This window comes from Pseudomonas alliivorans (assembly GCF_017826695.1).
GTDB classification, from domain to species: domain Bacteria; phylum Pseudomonadota; class Gammaproteobacteria; order Pseudomonadales; family Pseudomonadaceae; genus Aquipseudomonas; species Aquipseudomonas alliivorans.
This window is the reverse complement of record NZ_JAFFZW010000002.1, coordinates 395,146-410,831: the sequence shown is the minus strand read 5'-3', so window position 1 is coordinate 410,831 and position 15,686 is coordinate 395,146. Positions and strand designations below refer to the sequence as shown.

Sequence of the window (15,686 nt, the reverse complement as noted above, 5' to 3'; positions counted from 1 at the left end):
TGATTTGACCATCCGGTCAACATTCCTTAGGGTAGCCGACCTTTTCCCCGGCCCGAGACGCTGATGACTACCCGCTCCAAACTGCCTTCAACCGTCTACCTGCTGGGTCTGACGATCTTTTCCCTGGTCACTGCCGAATTCATGGTGGCCGGGATGATGCCTGCGCTGGCCGAAGCGTTTTCCGTCAGTCTGGCGCAGGTCGGCAATCTGATTGCCTATTACGCGCTGGGCATGGCGCTGGGCGGTCCGCCGGTCACGGTGTTGCTGCTCTCACGGGGCATCAGCAACAAGCGGGCGCTGGTCTGGCTGCTGACGTGTTACGTGATCGCAGGCGCTGTTGCGGCAGCGGCTCCGAGTTATGCGGTGCTTGCCTTTGCACGCATCATCATGGGTGTTTCGAGTGCCGTGTGCATCGGTCTGTGCATGACGATCTGCGCAGGACTGGTGGCGCCTGAAGGCCGCGGACGTGCCGTTTCGGTGGTGCTGGCCGGGTTGATGCTGTCTCCGGTGATCGGCGTGCCGATGACCACCTGGGTCGAACAGCATGTCGGCTGGCGTGCCAGTTCCTGGGCTGTGGTCGCGCTGGCGATGCTATGTACGGTCCTGGCGACACGCCGCCTGCCAGCCATTCAAAAAGGTGGCGAACCGCCCCTCAGTCAGCAATGGGCGGGCTTGAAAAACCCCAGGCTCTGGGGTGCCTACATCACCAGTGGCCTGATCATCGGTGGCACCTTCGCGGCGTTCAGCTACTGCACGCCGATCCTGATTCATGAGGTCGGCATTACGCCCACGCTGGTCGCGCCTGTACTCGCTATCTATGGCGTCGCGAACCTGATGGGCAACATGATCGTGGGGCGTTTCGCGGATCGCCACACGTTCCCTGCCCTGGCCTGGGGCCTTGCGCTGATGGTGCTGGCACTGGGTGGCTTCGCGCTGGCGGGCGATCATCTGTGGCTGAATCTGGGCTGTTTCTTCGTACTGGGTCTGACGGGCGTCGCGTTGAACCCGGCAATGGTTGCACGGGTGATGAAAGCGGCCGAACCGGCGGCCATGGTCAACATCCTGCACACCTCGGTGATCACCGCGGGCCTGGCGTTCGGCAGCTGGGCCGGTGGTGCCGTGATAGACGCCGGGTATGGTCTGCGTTCGCCGCTCTGGGTCGGTGCCGCCATGGCGCTGGTGGGCCTGGTCAGTCTGCTGCCTGCGATGACGTCCATGAAACGTGAACACGCTGCGCCAGAAGCCGCTGACTGCGTTTCATAAAAGGTATTGCCTGAATAATGTGATCATCATTAAAGGTATGAAGAGTTCGTTTGACTGGCTTGCTCTTGAGTGCTCCCCGGTCCTTTTGAGACTGCTTGTGGGAGGCTTCCGTATTTAACGTCGAATCATTCCTTTTGCACGCTGTTGCCGATTTAGCCGGAACTCTCCCGTCAAACTCTGTTCTAGAGCCCTTCGCCGATGCTCAGTCAGCACCGGCGTTTTTGGTTTGGTAATCCTTCAAAACGGAGCGACGCATGTCGATTCAGCAAAAAACCGGGCACGTTCTGCCCGCGCGCGCCGCTGGCAAAATGGAAGCGGCCATGGCCGTAGGCAGCTTCGCCATCGGCACGGGCGAGTTCGCAATCATGGGCCTGATGCCTGATATCGCCACCAACCTGCACCTGAGCGAGCCTCAGGTCGGTCATGCCATCAGCGCCTACGCGCTTGGCGTGATGGTGGGCGCCCCGCTGCTGACCATTCTCGGCGCCAGGCTGTTGCGTAAAAACATGCTGTTGCTGCTGATGGCCCTCTACGCGATTGGCAACGTGGCCACGGCGTTCACACCGACCTTTGGCAGTCTGGTGGCCTTTCGTTTCATCAGCGGTTTGCCCCATGGGGCCTATTTCGGTATCGCTGCGGTCGTTGCCTCGAGCATGGTGCCCGACAATCAGCGGGCCGGAGCGGTGGCGCGGGTGATGATGGGCCTGACCCTGGCGATGTTGCTGGGCAACCCGATTGCGACGTTTCTTGGGCAGTTTTTCGGCTGGCGTTCCGCCTTCGCGCTGGTTGGCCTTATCGCCCTTTGTACGATCGCACTGGTGTGGCAGTTCGTGCCGGACCGTCATGACGAGCCTCGCAGCGATCCGCGCAAGGAACTGGGTGCCTTCACCAGACCGCAGGTGTGGATGGCGCTTGCCATCGGCGCTGTCGGTTTTGCCGGGATGTTCTGCGTCTTCAGCTACCTGGCACCGACCATGCTCGAAGTGACGCGCGTGTCACCACAGTGGATTCCTTTCGGGCTGGCAGCCTTCGGTGTGGGCGGCATCATCGGCAACATTGCCGGTGGCAAGCTGTTCGACCGCATGCAGTTCAAGGCCGTTGGCGTCCTGCTGGTATGGTCGATGGCCGTCCTGCTGTTCTTCCCGTTCGCTGCCGGTTCGTTGTGGGGCGTACTGCCAGGCATGGCTCTGGTCGGCACCATGGTCGCGCTGGCCGCACCGCTGCAGATTCGTCTGATGGACATCGCTCACGAAGCGCCGAGTCTGGCTGCAGCCTCCAATCATGCGGCGTTCAACCTGGCCAACGCGCTGGGTCCATGGTTCGGCGGCATGGCGATCACCGCAGGCCTTGGCTGGACCAGCACGGGTTACATCGGCGCTGGCTGTGCGCTGGCCGGTCTGGGTATCTACCTGATCGCGCGACGCATGAAAGGCGGTGAATAGAAACAGACGGCTGAACAGCAGCTTAAGAAGCGTCGAACAATACGCAGGCGATTCGTTGATTGTCGGATGATGGGCTTTCAACGATCTGTTCGCTGCCTGCGAGGACATTCTTTTGCGTACATCGCGGCTTCCCGGCCTGGCTCTGTGTTGCGCGGTATTCGTCACGTCTTCATTCGTGCAGGCCGACGACCATCCCGATGGTTTTGCGAAAGGCGTCACCGGTGGCGCAAATGCAGTGGCTGTTCATCCCACGACGCTTGATGAACTGAAGCAGGCGCTGTGCAGCACCTACGACCATCGGGGTAACTGCACGGACGCCACACCGCGCGTCGTGATCCTGGATCATACCTTCGACTTTCGCGGCAGCGTATTGGCAAACGGCAGTGCCACCACCACAGAGACCGGCTGCATGGTCAAGGCTTGTCCCGGCGGCGGCGCGCAACTTGCGCTCAATGGGGCGAACAATTTCTGCCAGTCAAGACCGTCTGCTTCGGTGACCTACGATAACGCCGGATTGCAACGCCTTAAAATCGGTTCGAACAAGACGCTGCAAGGTTCAGGCAAGCAGGCGGGCATTCAGGGGATGGGGCTGTTCATGGGCGGCGGTGTCCACAACATCATTGTTCGTAACCTGACGCTGTCCGACATCAATGCGCAGGTGGTCTGGGGCGGTGATGCACTCACAATTGATGGTGCGGACGGCGTGTGGATCAACCACAACACCTTCGCGCGCATCGGCAGGCAGATGATCGTGACTGGCTTCGGCGCTGCGTCCCATGTGACGATATCCGATAACGAATTCGACGGCCGCACGCCCTGGTCCTCGACCTGCGATGGCCATCATTACTGGGTGTGGCTGTTCCTCGGCAGCCATGACACGTTGACGCTGGCCCGCAACTACGTGCACGACACCTCAGGCCGCGCGCCACATGCGGGTGGCATGCACGATGCTGCGGTCCTCGCTCAACTGGTCAATAACGTGTTTGCCCGTCTGACCTATCAAGGCGCAATCATGTCGCGCACACCCTCCTCGCAATTGCTGGTCGAAGCCAACGGGTTCGAAAACGTGACACACCCCATGTTCAACGATGCTCAGCAACCCGGCACCGGGTTCGCCCTGTTCTCCTCCTCTGCGGCTGAATCTGCCAATGACGAATGCCAGCGCACGCTTGGCAGAGCATGCGTCGCCAATCTGCAACAACTGAGCGGCGATGACTATCGCCCACAGGACGACGCGGTACTTGAAGCGTTCGCACCCTACCGCCAGTACCTTGTAACGCCCTTGCCTGTGGATGTGGCAGTGGCACAAGTGCCCCTGCACGCGGGTGCGGGCAAGGACTGATTTTGATTCGAAATACCATGAGTACGTCTGATGCGACGCTTGATCTGGATGCTGTGCTGCGCTTGTTGCTGTCTGGTCGGTCTTGTCGACGAGGCACAAAGCGCATCTTTCGGGTTCGTTCGAACACCACCGCGGATTGTCGTGGACACCGGTAATCAATTGGTCTTCAGCGTGGACGAGCGTAACGGCGATCTGGTCTCCATGCGCTACCGGGGTCAGGAGTTACAGACCCGAGAGCCAAAAGCGTCGCAGATTGCATCAGGCCTGGGCGCAGCGCAGGTGGATGTCAGAACCGTGGGCGATGTGATCGTGATCAGCGCCCACGCAGGCGATCTGACGCATTACTACATGGCGGTAAACGGTCGCGATGCCATTTACATGGCGACTTATGCGCCAACCCTGTTGCCGGTTGGCGAGCTGCGATTTGTTGCGCGCCTTGATGTCGAAAAGCTGCCCAAGGCCGACCACGGTACCGATTCAAACGTTGGCACAGCGATCGAAGGCAACGATGTGTTTTTGCTGCGCGACGGACGCACCAGTTCCAAGTTCTATTCGGCGCAGCCTATGATTGATGACCCCATGCACGGAGTGAAAGGACCGGGCGTGGCCGTTTATATGCTCATGGGCAACCGGGAACTCAGTTCGGGAGGCCCGTTTTTCAAGGACATCGCCACTCAGAAAACCGAAAAGACTCACGAGTTGTACAACTACATGTTCTCCAACCATACCCAGACCGAAGCGTACCGGGGTGGTCTGCATGGCGCCTATGGCCTGCTGTTTACTCAGGGAGAAGCGCCTTCGGATGCGCTGACCAACCTGGATTTTCTGAATGGCACGCTGGGGCTTGAAGGGTTTCTGAACAGCGGCGAACGAGGCGCTGTGGCCGGTCATGCGGGAGGAACTGCTCAAGGTATGTCCGCAGTGGTCGGTCTGAGCAATGACACCGCAGAGTATTGGGCTCGAACTGCTACGCCGGGTGATTTTCGCGTGAACGGTGTTCGTCCGGGCCGCTACCGATTGACGCTTTACCAGAACGAGCTGGAGATCGCTCGCAGCACGGTCGACGTTTCGGCGGGCCGCGTCACACAGGCCAGGTTGCACGCCGAACCGCCTCCGGGTCGAGTGAAATGGCAGATCGGCCTGCCCGATGGAACGCCCGCAGGCTTTCGTAACGCAGGACTTCTGACATCCGCTCATCCATCCGACTCGCGAATGGCACCTTGGGCCACAGACATCTACACGGTCGGAACAAGCGCTCTTGCGGAATTCCCGGCCGCACAATGGCGCGACATCAACAGCCCGACCCGGATCGATTTTGTGCTGGGTAACCATGAAGTGCACGCCTACCGCCTGCGTGTGCTCATCTCTCTGGCTCAGGCAGGCGGACGCCCGCAATTGAGCGTCAACGCCGGTTGGCATGCACCGGTGCCCGCTGCTTCGGCGCAGCCCGACAGTCGTGGGATTACCCGTGGGACCTGGCGCGGCAACAATACGCTGTTCGAATTCAACATACCGGCGTCCGCGCTGCACGCAGGCACCAACTCACTGCAGATCGGCGTTGCCTCCGGCCGCTCCGCAGCGGGATTCCTGAGTCCGGGGTTCGTGTATGACAGCGTGCAGTTGATCGAATAGATGCTGAGCGGTCTGCTCTGAAGCGTCAGCACCGGCTCATTGCATTACCGTGCGCTGCAACGCCTGCTTCCATTGCGAATACAACAAAGGCACTGCATTGAGCCGGGGTTCGTATCGTTGCCGAGGGCGTTCGAGACTTGCCAGCGCGTCTTCATCCGGCCACCAGCCAAGCGCGAAACCTGCGAGGTGCGCAGCGCCAATGGCGGATACTTCCGGCGACAGGCTGCGGATCACCGGGCGTTGTAACAGGTCTGCCTGAAATTGCATCAGCCATTCATTGCGTGTGGCACCGCCATCGACCCACAGCTCACCCAGCGGGCCGGGACTGTCCTGTTCCATTGCCTCGAAAACATCGCGAATCTGGTAGGCAATGGCTTCAAGCGTAGCGCGCAGGATGTGAGCGCGAGTGGAGGCTTCAGTCAGCCCGCAGATCAGCCCGCGGGCCTGAGAGTTCCAGTGAGGCGCACCGAGTCCGCCAAGTGCAGGGACGAAATACACGCCGCCGTTGTCCGGTAAAGCTGCAGCCTCGGCAGCCAGTGTGTCAATGTTGTCCGCTGCACCCAGCAGGCGTGCGGCCCAGTTCACTGCGCCGCCGGTATGCACGATATTCCCTTCCAGTGCATACGTGGGCGCTCCGGTTTGCCAGGCAACCGTTGTGGCCAGCCCTGCACTTGAACCCACCTGCCTGGTGGTCGGGGTCATGAGCGAGGAGCCCGTGCCCAGCGTGGCTTTCACCAGCCCGGGAGTAAATCCGCCCTGACCGAAGAGCGCGGCGTGAGAGTCACCGATCATCGACATGATCGCGACACCCGCAGGCAACACTCCATGCGCTGCGGTCTCGCCGAATAGGCCCGCACTGGGGCGGATTTCAGCCAGTGCTGTCAGCGGGATATTGAAAACCTCCGTCAACGCAGCGCTCCACTGGCAGGTACGCAGGTCCATCAGTTGCGTTCGCGCCGCATTGGAAGCGTCTGTGGCGAAGACCTTGCCACCTGTCAGTTGCCACAGCAGCCAAGTGTCTACAGTGCCCAGGCACAACTCGCCATTTGCCGCCCTCGCCTGCCCGTCCGGCAGATGGTCGAGAATCCAGCGCATCTTGCCCGCTGAAAACATCGGGTCCAGCGCCAGCCCACTGGTCGAGCGAATCAGTTCGGCGTGGCCTTGCCGGGCCAGTTGCTCACAGAAATCATCGGAGCGGCGACACTGCCAACTGATCAGAGGCGAGACAGGCTGGCCTGTTTTTCTGTCCCAGGCCAGCACCGACTCGCGCTGGTTGCTGATGGCGATGGCGGCAATCGGGGCTGTAGTCCGAGTCATGCAGTTTTCGATGGCGGCGAGCATGGCGCGCCAGATCGCGGCCGGGTCCTGCTCCGCGTAGCCGGGCCGGGGATGGGAAACGTTCAATGGCTGCAACGCGCGAGCTACCACTTTGCCGTTGCGATCAACAAGGATTGCCTTGGCATTGGTGGTGCCTTCGTCCAGCGCCAGAATCAGAGGGTCGTGGGAGGCCATCGTCTGCTTCCTGTTGTTATTGTTGTTTTGTGTCTTGATGAACGGTCAAGCTGTTCAGCTTATTGCAACAGTGCCTTCGCCGCCGCAACAATCCCGTCCGCATCGATCTGGTGCCTGGCGCGTGTCGGCGAGCGGCCGCCGGCCGAGGCATATTCGCCGTCCTGAATGCCCAGTCTGACGAGCGTGATGCCCAGCCCCGCTTCAGCCAGTACTTCGGCCACAATGCTGCCCGCACCACCATTGACGTTGTGCTCTTCCACCGACACTACGGCGCGGGTGGCGCACAAGGCTTGAAGCAAGGCATCACGCTGCAGCGGTCGGATGGAAGACAGGTTGATGACCTGCGCGCTGATTCCCGCCGTTTCAAGGTGAACCGCTGCGTCAACGGCTTCATGAACGACCGAACCCAGCGCGACGATGCTGACGTCGTGTCCTGTTTTCAAGATGTCGACCTGGCCAGGCACAAACCGGTAATCGGCCCCGTGCACGGCGGGCAGCGCTTTGCCGTCCAGTCGGATGTAGACCGGGCCGTCATAGGCGATGGCGTAGTCGACGATCTGCCTGCATTCCTCGCCATCGGCCGGAGCAAAAATCTGCACGTTCCCGAAACCGCGCATGACCGATATGTCATCGATGCTGTGGTGCGTGCTCGCAAGCGGGCCGTAGCTGGTGCCTGCGTTGAGGCCGAACATTTTGACGTTCGAGCGGTTATAGCAGACGTCCACCTTCACCTGTTCATTGGCGCGGGAAATCAGGAACGGCGCAGCGTTGCACGTCACGGCGACCTTTCCTGACAGGCCCAGGCCTGCCGCAACGCCCACCAGGGTCTGCTCGGCAATGCCGACGTTTACCAACCGGTCGGGAAAACGCTTCATGAACGGGCCGATCTTGGCGGTCGATGTCGAATCGCTGACCACCGGGATCAGGTCTACACCGTTGTCCACGGCATTGATAAAGGCCTCGACCATGACCGAGGCCAGATGTGCTTCAGGCGCCACAGTGTGTTCAGTGGACATGATCAAGCTCCTTCAATGCGGCCTCTATTTCGTCACCCTTGGGAACGCGGTGATGCCATTCGGGTTTATCTTCGATGAACGAAACGCCCTTGCCTTTCACCGTGTTGGCAATCAGGACCTTGGGGCCCCCGGATGGCTGCAGCATGGCTTCCAGCGTCTGGACCAGTTGGGTGACATCGTTGCCATCGCATTCGCTGACCTGAAAACCGAAGGCGCGCCATTTGTCCGGCAAGGGTTCCAGAGGAAGAATTTCTGCAGTTCGGCCGGCAAGCTGCAGTTGGTTGTGATCGACGATCACGATCAGGTTGTCCAACTGATACTTGGCGGCCGTCAATGCCGCCTCCCAGTTGGAGCCCTCCCCCAGTTCGCCATCCCCGGTCAGCACGAAGACATGCTTGCGGCTGCCGGACTTCTTGGCGGCGATGGCAATGCCGCAGGCCACCGGCAAACCGTGGCCCAGAGCGCCGGTGTTCAATTCAATGCCCGGGGTTTTCTGGCGCACCGGATGTCCCGGCAGGTGTGAATCGAAGTGCTGGTAAGTGTCCAGCCACTCGGCAGGGAAATACCCCGCTTCAGCCAGGCAGCAGTAAAGACCGCCGACGCCGTGCCCCTTGCTCTGGATGTAGATATCACGGTCCGGGTCGCTGAGCGTGTCGGGCGATACGTTGAGCAACCGGAAATACAGCGTTGCGAGGATATCGGCCTCAGACAGGTCAGCACCGGTGTGTCCCCCGGCTGGCGACTCAGCGTTCAACTTGATGATCCTGCGCCGGATGGCCTGGGCTGTCGCACGGATCTGCGGTACTTCATAGCGGAATGGATTCATCTCGATCCCCTGGTTGTGACCTGGACGCAAACCGGAAAATCGAGGCTGCGTCATTCTCGAATAATTATTCATGCATGAGAATATATTTGTATTTAGAGCCTAATCCGTTCGCCCGTCAATCCCTTCCGTCGCCCTTTGGGCCGACCTGCCACACATCTTCAAGGCGAAGAAAGCGCTTGACATCCAAGAGCCACAGCGGGAGTCTGATTTAAAAATCACGTACGAATAATTATTCCTGCGTGCCAAATAACAACAACAAAACCCAGGAGAAGCCTGTGGACGTAAAAGCCCCGATTGGCTCGATCCCACCCAAACCTCTTACCCGTCTGGCACTGCGCCTGCCTCAGAACGTGGGCGGTCCACTGATCGGTCTTGCGCTTTTGATCCTGGCGTTTTCCTTCACCTCCGAATATTTCTTCTCGGTCCGCAATGCGCTCAACATCCTTGATCAGGTGACTGTGTTAGGCATTCTCGCCATCGGCATGACGGCGGTGATTGTCATCGGCGGGATCGACCTGTCGGTCGGGTCAGTGCTGGCGTTTTCGATGATGCTGCTGGGCTGGCTTTATCAGGACATGGGCATGCCGATGGGCTTTGCCATACCGCTGGCGATCCTCGGTGGCATGGTCTGCGGTCTGATCTCCGGGACGCTGATCGCCAAGGCCCGGCTGCCCGCCTTCATTGCCACGCTGACCATGATGTCGGTTGCCCGCGGGATGGCGAATATCCTCACGGACGGACGTCAGATCGTGGGTTTCCCCGACTGGTTTACCAGCCTCGCCACACAGCGTCACTTTGGCTTTCTATCTGCGACCGTGGCGCTGTTTCTGGTAATGCTGGCCGTGGCCTGGGTTTACCTGCGCTTTCGGGCGGGCGGCCGCAGTCTCTATGCCATCGGCGGCAGCGCGGAAGTGGCGCGCCTGTCAGGCATCAAGGTCAAGAAAATCACCCTGTGGATTTATGCATTGAGCGGCGCACTGGCCGGGCTTGCAGCCGTGGCTATGGCCGCACGGCTTGATTCTTCACAACCGAGTGCCGGGCTGACGCTGGAACTCGATGCCATCGCCGCAGTTGTCATTGGCGGCGCCAGCCTGAGTGGCGGTGTCGGCAGCATCGGCGGCACGCTGGTGGGTGTGCTGATCATTGGCGTACTGCGCAACGGCCTGAACCTGCTGGGCGTCTCGCCGTTCGTGCAACAGGTGGTGATCGGCGTGGTTATTGCGCTTGCAGTGACGCTGGACACGCTTCGCCGCCGGGCAGGCCAGCGTTGATTTTGAATTCTTTTGCGATTTCTGTTCCCTGACCGCAGTACACAACAAAAACAATGGAGAACCGCTATGTTAGCGCCAAAAAAGCTGTTGCTGGGCAGTCTGTTCGCGGCTGTCACCCTTGCCACAACGGGCCAGGCCTGGGCTGAAAACCTTACCGTCGGCCTGGCTGTCGCCAACCTGCAGGCTGACTTCTTCAACCAGATCAAACAGTCGGTCGAGGCCGCAGGCAAGGAAAAAGGCATCAAGGTCATCACGGTCGATGCACAAGGCAACTCGGCCACTCAGGTGAGTCAGGTTCAGGACCTGATCACACGCAAGATCGACGCCCTCATTTATATTCCGGCAGGTGCCACCGCCGCCGGGGTTCCGGTCAAGGCAGCCAAGGCCGCAGGCATTCCGGTCATCGCTGTGGATCGCAACGCGCCCGACGCACCGGGTGACACCTTCATTGCCAGCGACAGCGTTGCAGCAGCCCGCACACTGGCTGAATACGTGGGCAAGGTGACCGGCGGCAAAGGCCGGGTTGCCATTCTTCAGGGGCAGATCGGCACCTCGCCGGAAAACGATCGTGCCAAAGGCTTCTCCGAAGGCCTCTCGAAATTCCCCGGCCTGAAAGTCGTCGCCGAACAACCGGCCGAATGGGCGCAGGACCGTGGTTTTGCCGTCGCTCAGGACATGCTCCAGCGCGACCCGAACATTACGGTGTTCTTCGGTAGAGCCGACGCCATGGCATTGGGCGCGGCACAGGCGGTGAAGGTCGCCAATCTGGAGCAGCCGGTGACCATTGTGGGCTTCGACGGTGACGTTGCAGGCCTCAAGGCGGTCGCCAACGGCACACTCTCGGCCACCATGACCCAGCAGGCACAGAAGATGGGCCGACTGGCGCTGGACTCGGCCATCGCACTCAAGGAAGGCAAAACCGTTCCCAAGGAACAGTTGCAGGAAGCGATTCTGACGACCAAGGAAAACGTGGCGCCATTCATCGCCAACCATCCTTGATCCGCCAGCACCTGTTGAGGTGTTGATCAATCCAGTAATGCCCGGGAGATTCCATGTCTGCCACCGCAATAGATCAATCGGCGCCTGCACCAAGGCTCAGCCTGCGCAACATCGGCAAGAAGTACGCGGACATCGAGGTGCTCGCCAATATCGACGTTGATATCTACCCGGGCGAAGTGCTTGCCTTGCTTGGTGAGAATGGCGCGGGCAAATCCACGCTGTCTTCGATCATCGCCGGTCTCGTCCCGCCCGAGGCTGGCGGCTCGATGATCTGGCAAGGCGAGGCCTACACGCCCGCCTCCCCAGGTGCTGCGCTGGATTCAGGTATCGGGCTCATCCACCAGGAAATCCGTCTGCTGCCGGAGCTGTCGATTGCCGAAAACATGTTTGTTGGCCGCCTGCCGACTCGCTTCGGGCGTGTCGACAGGGCCTTGATGGAAGCTGAAGCGCAAAAGCAGCTGGATCGTCTTGGCTTGAAAGTCTCGGCGACCCGAAAGGTTGCGGGTTTGAGCGTGGCGGCACAGCAACTGGTCGAGATCGCCAAGGCACTGACCCTCAAGGCCAGTCTGCTGATTCTCGACGAACCCACGGCAGCGCTGGGCGGCGAGGAAACCGAAAAACTCTTCGCCCAGGTAGAACGCCTGAAAGCCGAGGGCGTGTCCTTCATCTATATCAGCCATCGAATGGAAGAAATCGCCAGAGTTGCAGACCGGATACTCGTCTTGCGCGATGGTCGGCAAGTTGCTGTCCACGCGACGGCGCAGGTGCCGGTCAGACAACTGGTCGCGGAAATGGTCGGCCGCAGTGTGGACCGGATCTTCCCTGCAATGAAGCCGGCTCAGTCAGAGGTCGTGCTGACGGTCAAGGATCTCAAGTGCCGGGAAATGGAGTTTCACGATATAGACTTCTCGGTCTACAAAGGTGAGGTGTTTGGCATTGCAGGCGTTGTCGGGGCTGGCAGGACCGAGCTGGTCAGGGCCATTGCGGGCGCGGCGGAGCACATTACCGGTACGCTGATTCTCGACAATCATCCCCAACACTTCGCCTCACCGCACGAAGCCATTCAGGCCGGGATCGTTCTGGTACCGGAAGATCGCAAGCAGCAAGGTGTGGTCGTGGACCATGCCATCGAAGAAAACCTGATCTACGGCAATACCGACCTGCTCCCCGGACAGGGTTGGATTTCTCCGTCCGGTTTGAGGGAGTTTGCCCAGCACGCCGTCTCGAGGATGGGCGTCAAGGGCCTGCCGGAACAGACAATTTCCTGCCTGTCCGGCGGCAATCAGCAAAAAGTGATCATCGCCAAGTGGCTCGCCCGTAACCCCAAGGTGTTCATCCTCGATGAGCCGACCCGAGGCATTGATGTCGGCGCCCGTGCGGCGATTTATGAAGTCATTGCCGAACTGGCTGCCAACGGCATGGCGGTGATTGTGGTGAGTTCCGATCTGGATGAAGTGCTGGGTCTGGCCAGCCGGGTCATGGTCATGAGCCGGGGTCGCCAGATGGGCATCCTGAACAAAGAAAACGCCACGCCTGTGGCGGTCATGGAACTGGCGACAGCCTAGGAGTCGATTTATGCGTCTGTTTGATTTGAGTGGACAAACCGCCTTCGTCACCGGTGCCGGCAGCGGCATCGGTCAGGCCATCGCGATCGGGCTGGCTGAAGCCGGTGCACATGTCGCCTGCTTCGACCTGCCCGGCAGTCGGGACATGTCCAGCACTCTCGAGGGCATCCAGCGCCATGGCCGCAAGGCGTTGGCACTGGAAGGTTCGGTGACGTCGCCTGAGGAGCTGGAAGCCGCAGTAGCCCGTACGGAACAGGATCTGGGAGCGCTCAGCCTGGCGGTCAACGCCGCAGGGATCGCCAATGCCCAGCCCGCAGAAGCGCTGGAGTTGAGCCGCTGGCAGCAGATGCTCGACGTCAACCTGACCGGCATCATGCTCAGTTGTCAGGCACAGGCCCGCGTCATGCTGCCGCGCCAACGAGGGTCGATCATCAACATTGCGTCAATGTCCGGGATCATCGTCAATCGTGGCCTGTTGCAAGCCCACTACAACACCTCGAAAGCGGGCGTTATCCACTTGTCGAAAAGCCTGGCCATGGAATGGGCGCAGCGTGGGGTGCGAGTCAACAGCATCAGCCCCGGCTACACCGCAACACCCATGAATACTCGGCCGGAGGTCGCCGATCAGGTGAAGATTTTCGAAGAGACCACGCCGCTGGGTCGCATGGCCACGGTCGACGAAATGGTCGGCCCCGCCATCTTTCTCTCCAGTCAGGCTGCGTCTTTCTGCACCGGCATCGACCTGATTGTGGACGGCGGATTCGTCTGCTGGTGAGCGACAGCGCCTGAAACAGGAATCTCGAACTGAATCCACCCGCAAAGGAGCACGCTCTTGAACAATAAACGCTTCGACGGAGTCACTGTGGTCATTACCGGCGCATGCCGGGGCATTGGTGAAGGCATTGCAGAGCGCTTCGCCAGAGAAGGCGCCAAACTGGTCATGGTGTCCAATGCCGACAGGGTCAATGAAACCGCCCGACGTATCGTCGAATTGACCGGCGCTGAAGTGCTACCGGTGGTGGCAGACATCACCGACGAGCAGGCGGTGATCGACCTGTACGCCCAGGCACAGGCTCGCTTCGGCCGTGTCGACGTTTCAATACAGAACGCCGGGATCATCACCATCGATCATTTCGACCGCATGCCCCGTGCCGATTTCGACCGAGTGCTGCAGGTCAATACCACCGGCGTCTGGCTGTGCTGCCGCGAAGCCGCCAAACACATGATCAACAACGGGCGAGGTGGTCGACTCATCAACACCAGTTCGGGTCAGGGCCGCCAGGGCTTCATCTATACGCCCCACTACGCCGCCAGCAAAATGGGCGTGATCGGCATTACTCACAGTCTGGCCCATGAGCTGGCGCCTCACGGCATAACGGTCAATGCGTTCTGCCCCGGCATCATCGAAAGCGAAATGTGGGAGTACAACGACCGGGTCTGGGGGCAGATACTGTCGACGCCCGATAAAACCTACGGCACTGGCGAACTGATGGCCGAATGGGTTGCCGGCATCCCGATGAAACGCGCTGGAACGGCCCACGACGTTGCCGGACTGGTCACCTTTCTGGCCTCTGCGGATGCGGCCTACATCACCGGTCAGTCAATCAATGTCGATGGCGGTCTGATCATGTCCTGATCAAGCAAAGGGTTGCTTTTGCTTTGAGGCGAATTGCACCATAGTGCCTGCAAACTGGCTAAGTTGGATCCCGGATGAGAATGCTTGAGGAGCAGCGGCTCCTGACAAAGATTGCTTCGCTTTATTACGAAGACGGACTGAAGCAGTCCCAGATTTCACAGCAACTGGATCTGTCCCAATCGTTCGTGAGCCGGGCGCTCAGTCGTGCGTTGAAAGAGGGAATCGTCAAGATTTCGGTGCAGCGACCGGCGAATTTTCACCTCGACCTGGAGCGTGAGCTGCAACAACGCTATGGCGTCAGACAGGTGATCGTCGTCGAGCCGACCAGCGACGATGAAGACGCCCTCAAGCAGGCCATTGGCTCGGCGGCTGCGCACTACATCGAGACCACCATCACCGAGAAGGACAGAATCGGCATCAGTTCCTGGAGCTCGACCATTCGCGCGATGGTCGGCTACATGCACAGCTCCAAGCAGAGTGCGGCAACTGAAGTGGTTCAACTGTTGGGTGGCGTCGGTAACAAAGGTGCTTTCGAGGCCACCTTGCTCACTCAGCAGCTGGCAACACTGCTGGGCTGCCCTTCCTACCTGCTGCCGTCACAGAGCATCGAACAGTCGGTCGACAGCCGCCACCGTATTCTGCAACTGGATGAAGTCAGGGAAGTCGTTGAACGTTTCTTCAACCTGACTGTTGCGATTGTCGGCATCGGCGAGCTCGAACCCTCGAAGTTGCTGCGCAACAGCGGAAACTATCACGGTGAGCCGATGCTCAAGTTGTTGGCTGAACGCGGCGCGGTGGGTGATATCTGTCTGCGCTATTACGATGCCGACGGCAAGCCGGTGCTGCAGGACAGCGAGGAAGTCGTGGTTTCGGTGGACCTTGAGCAGCTTCTGAACATAGAACGGGTCATCGGCCTTGCCGGTGGCGAGCGAAAAGTGAACGCGATTCGCGGTGCATTGCGCGGCGGTTATCTGGATGTGTTGATTACCGATCTTGCGACGGCTCGTTCACTGATCGGTTGATGCGTTTTGCCCGCTCAGGAAAGCGACGGTTCTTCTCTCCCTGGCCGAAACCTCCAAGGCTTACGGTTAAATAATTAGTCATTTGATCTTCTCCCGCCTTTCGGTGGAATCTCGCGAACCCGTCTGACCAGCGGGCAACTCCCCCATAAATGCTCATCGC

General features: G+C 59.9%; 13 protein-coding genes. 10 read left to right on the top strand and 3 right to left on the bottom strand.

What is annotated here, in order from left to right:
• Positions 1-63: 63 nt before the first annotated feature.
• From JTJ32_RS06405 to JTJ32_RS06390, 4 genes are all read left to right on the top strand, one after another.
• Positions 64-1,263 carry an MFS transporter gene (locus JTJ32_RS06405; RefSeq protein ID WP_210041463.1) on the top strand — a complete coding sequence of 400 codons (1,200 nt, stop codon included), beginning with the start codon at positions 64-66 and terminating at the stop codon, positions 1,261-1,263.
• 254 nt (positions 1,264-1,517) lie between these two features.
• Entirely contained in the window at positions 1,518-2,705 is a 1,188-nt protein-coding gene (locus JTJ32_RS06400) for an MFS transporter (RefSeq protein ID WP_099230690.1), read from the top strand.
• A 112-nt stretch (positions 2,706-2,817) separates the two neighbouring features.
• Positions 2,818-4,047 (top strand): pectate lyase family protein, encoded by a 1,230-nt coding sequence (locus JTJ32_RS06395; RefSeq protein WP_210041461.1) that lies wholly within the window; start codon positions 2,818-2,820, stop codon positions 4,045-4,047.
• Between the two features lie 30 nt (positions 4,048-4,077).
• The gene (locus JTJ32_RS06390) at positions 4,078-5,679 is read left to right on the top strand and encodes a rhamnogalacturonan lyase B N-terminal domain-containing protein (RefSeq protein ID WP_210041459.1); all 1,602 of its coding nucleotides are present in this window, start codon (positions 4,078-4,080) and stop codon (positions 5,677-5,679) included.
• Between the two features lie 36 nt (positions 5,680-5,715).
• On the opposite strand, the gene JTJ32_RS06385 is transcribed toward JTJ32_RS06390, so the two are convergent.
• From JTJ32_RS06385 to JTJ32_RS06375, 3 genes are read right to left on the bottom strand one after another with little or no spacing between them, the layout of a single operon-like run.
• Positions 5,716-7,191, bottom strand: coding sequence for an FGGY family carbohydrate kinase (locus JTJ32_RS06385; RefSeq protein ID WP_210041458.1), 1,476 nt, complete (start codon positions 7,189-7,191; stop codon positions 5,716-5,718).
• A 59-nt stretch (positions 7,192-7,250) separates the two neighbouring features.
• Positions 7,251-8,207: a transketolase family protein gene (locus JTJ32_RS06380; protein WP_210041457.1), complete on the bottom strand. Its 957-nt coding sequence runs from the start codon at positions 8,205-8,207 to the stop codon at positions 7,251-7,253.
• Entirely contained in the window at positions 8,197-9,033 is an 837-nt protein-coding gene (locus JTJ32_RS06375) for a transketolase (RefSeq protein ID WP_184322741.1), read from the bottom strand. Before JTJ32_RS06375 ends, JTJ32_RS06380 begins: the two co-directional genes overlap by 11 nt.
• 275 nt (positions 9,034-9,308) lie before the next feature.
• On the opposite strand from JTJ32_RS06375, the gene JTJ32_RS06370 reads away from it, so the two are divergent.
• The 6 genes from JTJ32_RS06370 to JTJ32_RS06345 all read left to right on the top strand — a co-directional run bounded on the left by JTJ32_RS06370 (position 9,309) and on the right by JTJ32_RS06345 (position 15,526).
• Complete coding sequence (locus JTJ32_RS06370; RefSeq protein ID WP_184322742.1) at positions 9,309-10,304, top strand: ABC transporter permease; 996 nt, start codon at positions 9,309-9,311, stop codon at positions 10,302-10,304.
• A 66-nt stretch (positions 10,305-10,370) separates the two neighbouring features.
• Entirely contained in the window at positions 10,371-11,303 is a 933-nt protein-coding gene (locus JTJ32_RS06365) for a sugar ABC transporter substrate-binding protein (protein WP_210041456.1), read from the top strand.
• Between the two features lie 53 nt (positions 11,304-11,356).
• Positions 11,357-12,868, top strand: a complete 1,512-nt coding sequence (locus JTJ32_RS06360; RefSeq protein WP_099230677.1) for a sugar ABC transporter ATP-binding protein — start codon at positions 11,357-11,359, stop codon at positions 12,866-12,868.
• 10 nt (positions 12,869-12,878) lie between these two features.
• Entirely contained in the window at positions 12,879-13,643 is a 765-nt protein-coding gene (locus tag JTJ32_RS06355) for an SDR family oxidoreductase (RefSeq protein ID WP_210041455.1), read from the top strand.
• A gap of 57 nt (positions 13,644-13,700) precedes the next feature.
• Complete coding sequence (locus tag JTJ32_RS06350; protein ID WP_184322744.1) at positions 13,701-14,504, top strand: SDR family oxidoreductase; 804 nt, start codon at positions 13,701-13,703, stop codon at positions 14,502-14,504.
• Positions 14,505-14,578: 74 nt separating this feature from the next.
• A complete protein-coding gene (locus JTJ32_RS06345) occupies positions 14,579-15,526 on the top strand; it encodes a sugar-binding transcriptional regulator (RefSeq protein ID WP_210041454.1) in 948 nt (315 codons plus the stop codon).
• The last annotated feature ends 160 nt before the right edge of the window (positions 15,527-15,686 follow it).

Excerpts from the sequence above, each read along its gene's own strand:
- JTJ32_RS06405 (WP_210041463.1), top strand. The coding sequence starts at position 64 with ATGACTACCCGCTCCAAACTGCCTTCAACCGTCTACCTGCTGGGTCTG.
- JTJ32_RS06400 (WP_099230690.1), top strand. The coding sequence starts at position 1,518 with ATGTCGATTCAGCAAAAAACCGGGCACGTTCTGCCCGCGCGCGCCGCT.
- JTJ32_RS06390 (WP_210041459.1), top strand. The coding sequence starts at position 4,078 with ATGCGACGCTTGATCTGGATGCTGTGCTGCGCTTGTTGCTGTCTGGTC.
- JTJ32_RS06385 (WP_210041458.1), bottom strand. The coding sequence starts at position 7,191 with ATGGCCTCCCACGACCCTCTGATTCTGGCGCTGGACGAAGGCACCACC.
- JTJ32_RS06380 (WP_210041457.1), bottom strand. The coding sequence starts at position 8,207 with ATGTCCACTGAACACACTGTGGCGCCTGAAGCACATCTGGCCTCGGTC.
- JTJ32_RS06375 (WP_184322741.1), bottom strand. The coding sequence starts at position 9,033 with ATGAATCCATTCCGCTATGAAGTACCGCAGATCCGTGCGACAGCCCAG.
- JTJ32_RS06365 (WP_210041456.1), top strand. The coding sequence starts at position 10,371 with ATGTTAGCGCCAAAAAAGCTGTTGCTGGGCAGTCTGTTCGCGGCTGTC.
- JTJ32_RS06360 (WP_099230677.1), top strand. The coding sequence starts at position 11,357 with ATGTCTGCCACCGCAATAGATCAATCGGCGCCTGCACCAAGGCTCAGC.
- JTJ32_RS06355 (WP_210041455.1), top strand. The coding sequence starts at position 12,879 with ATGCGTCTGTTTGATTTGAGTGGACAAACCGCCTTCGTCACCGGTGCC.
- JTJ32_RS06345 (WP_210041454.1), top strand. The coding sequence starts at position 14,579 with ATGAGAATGCTTGAGGAGCAGCGGCTCCTGACAAAGATTGCTTCGCTT.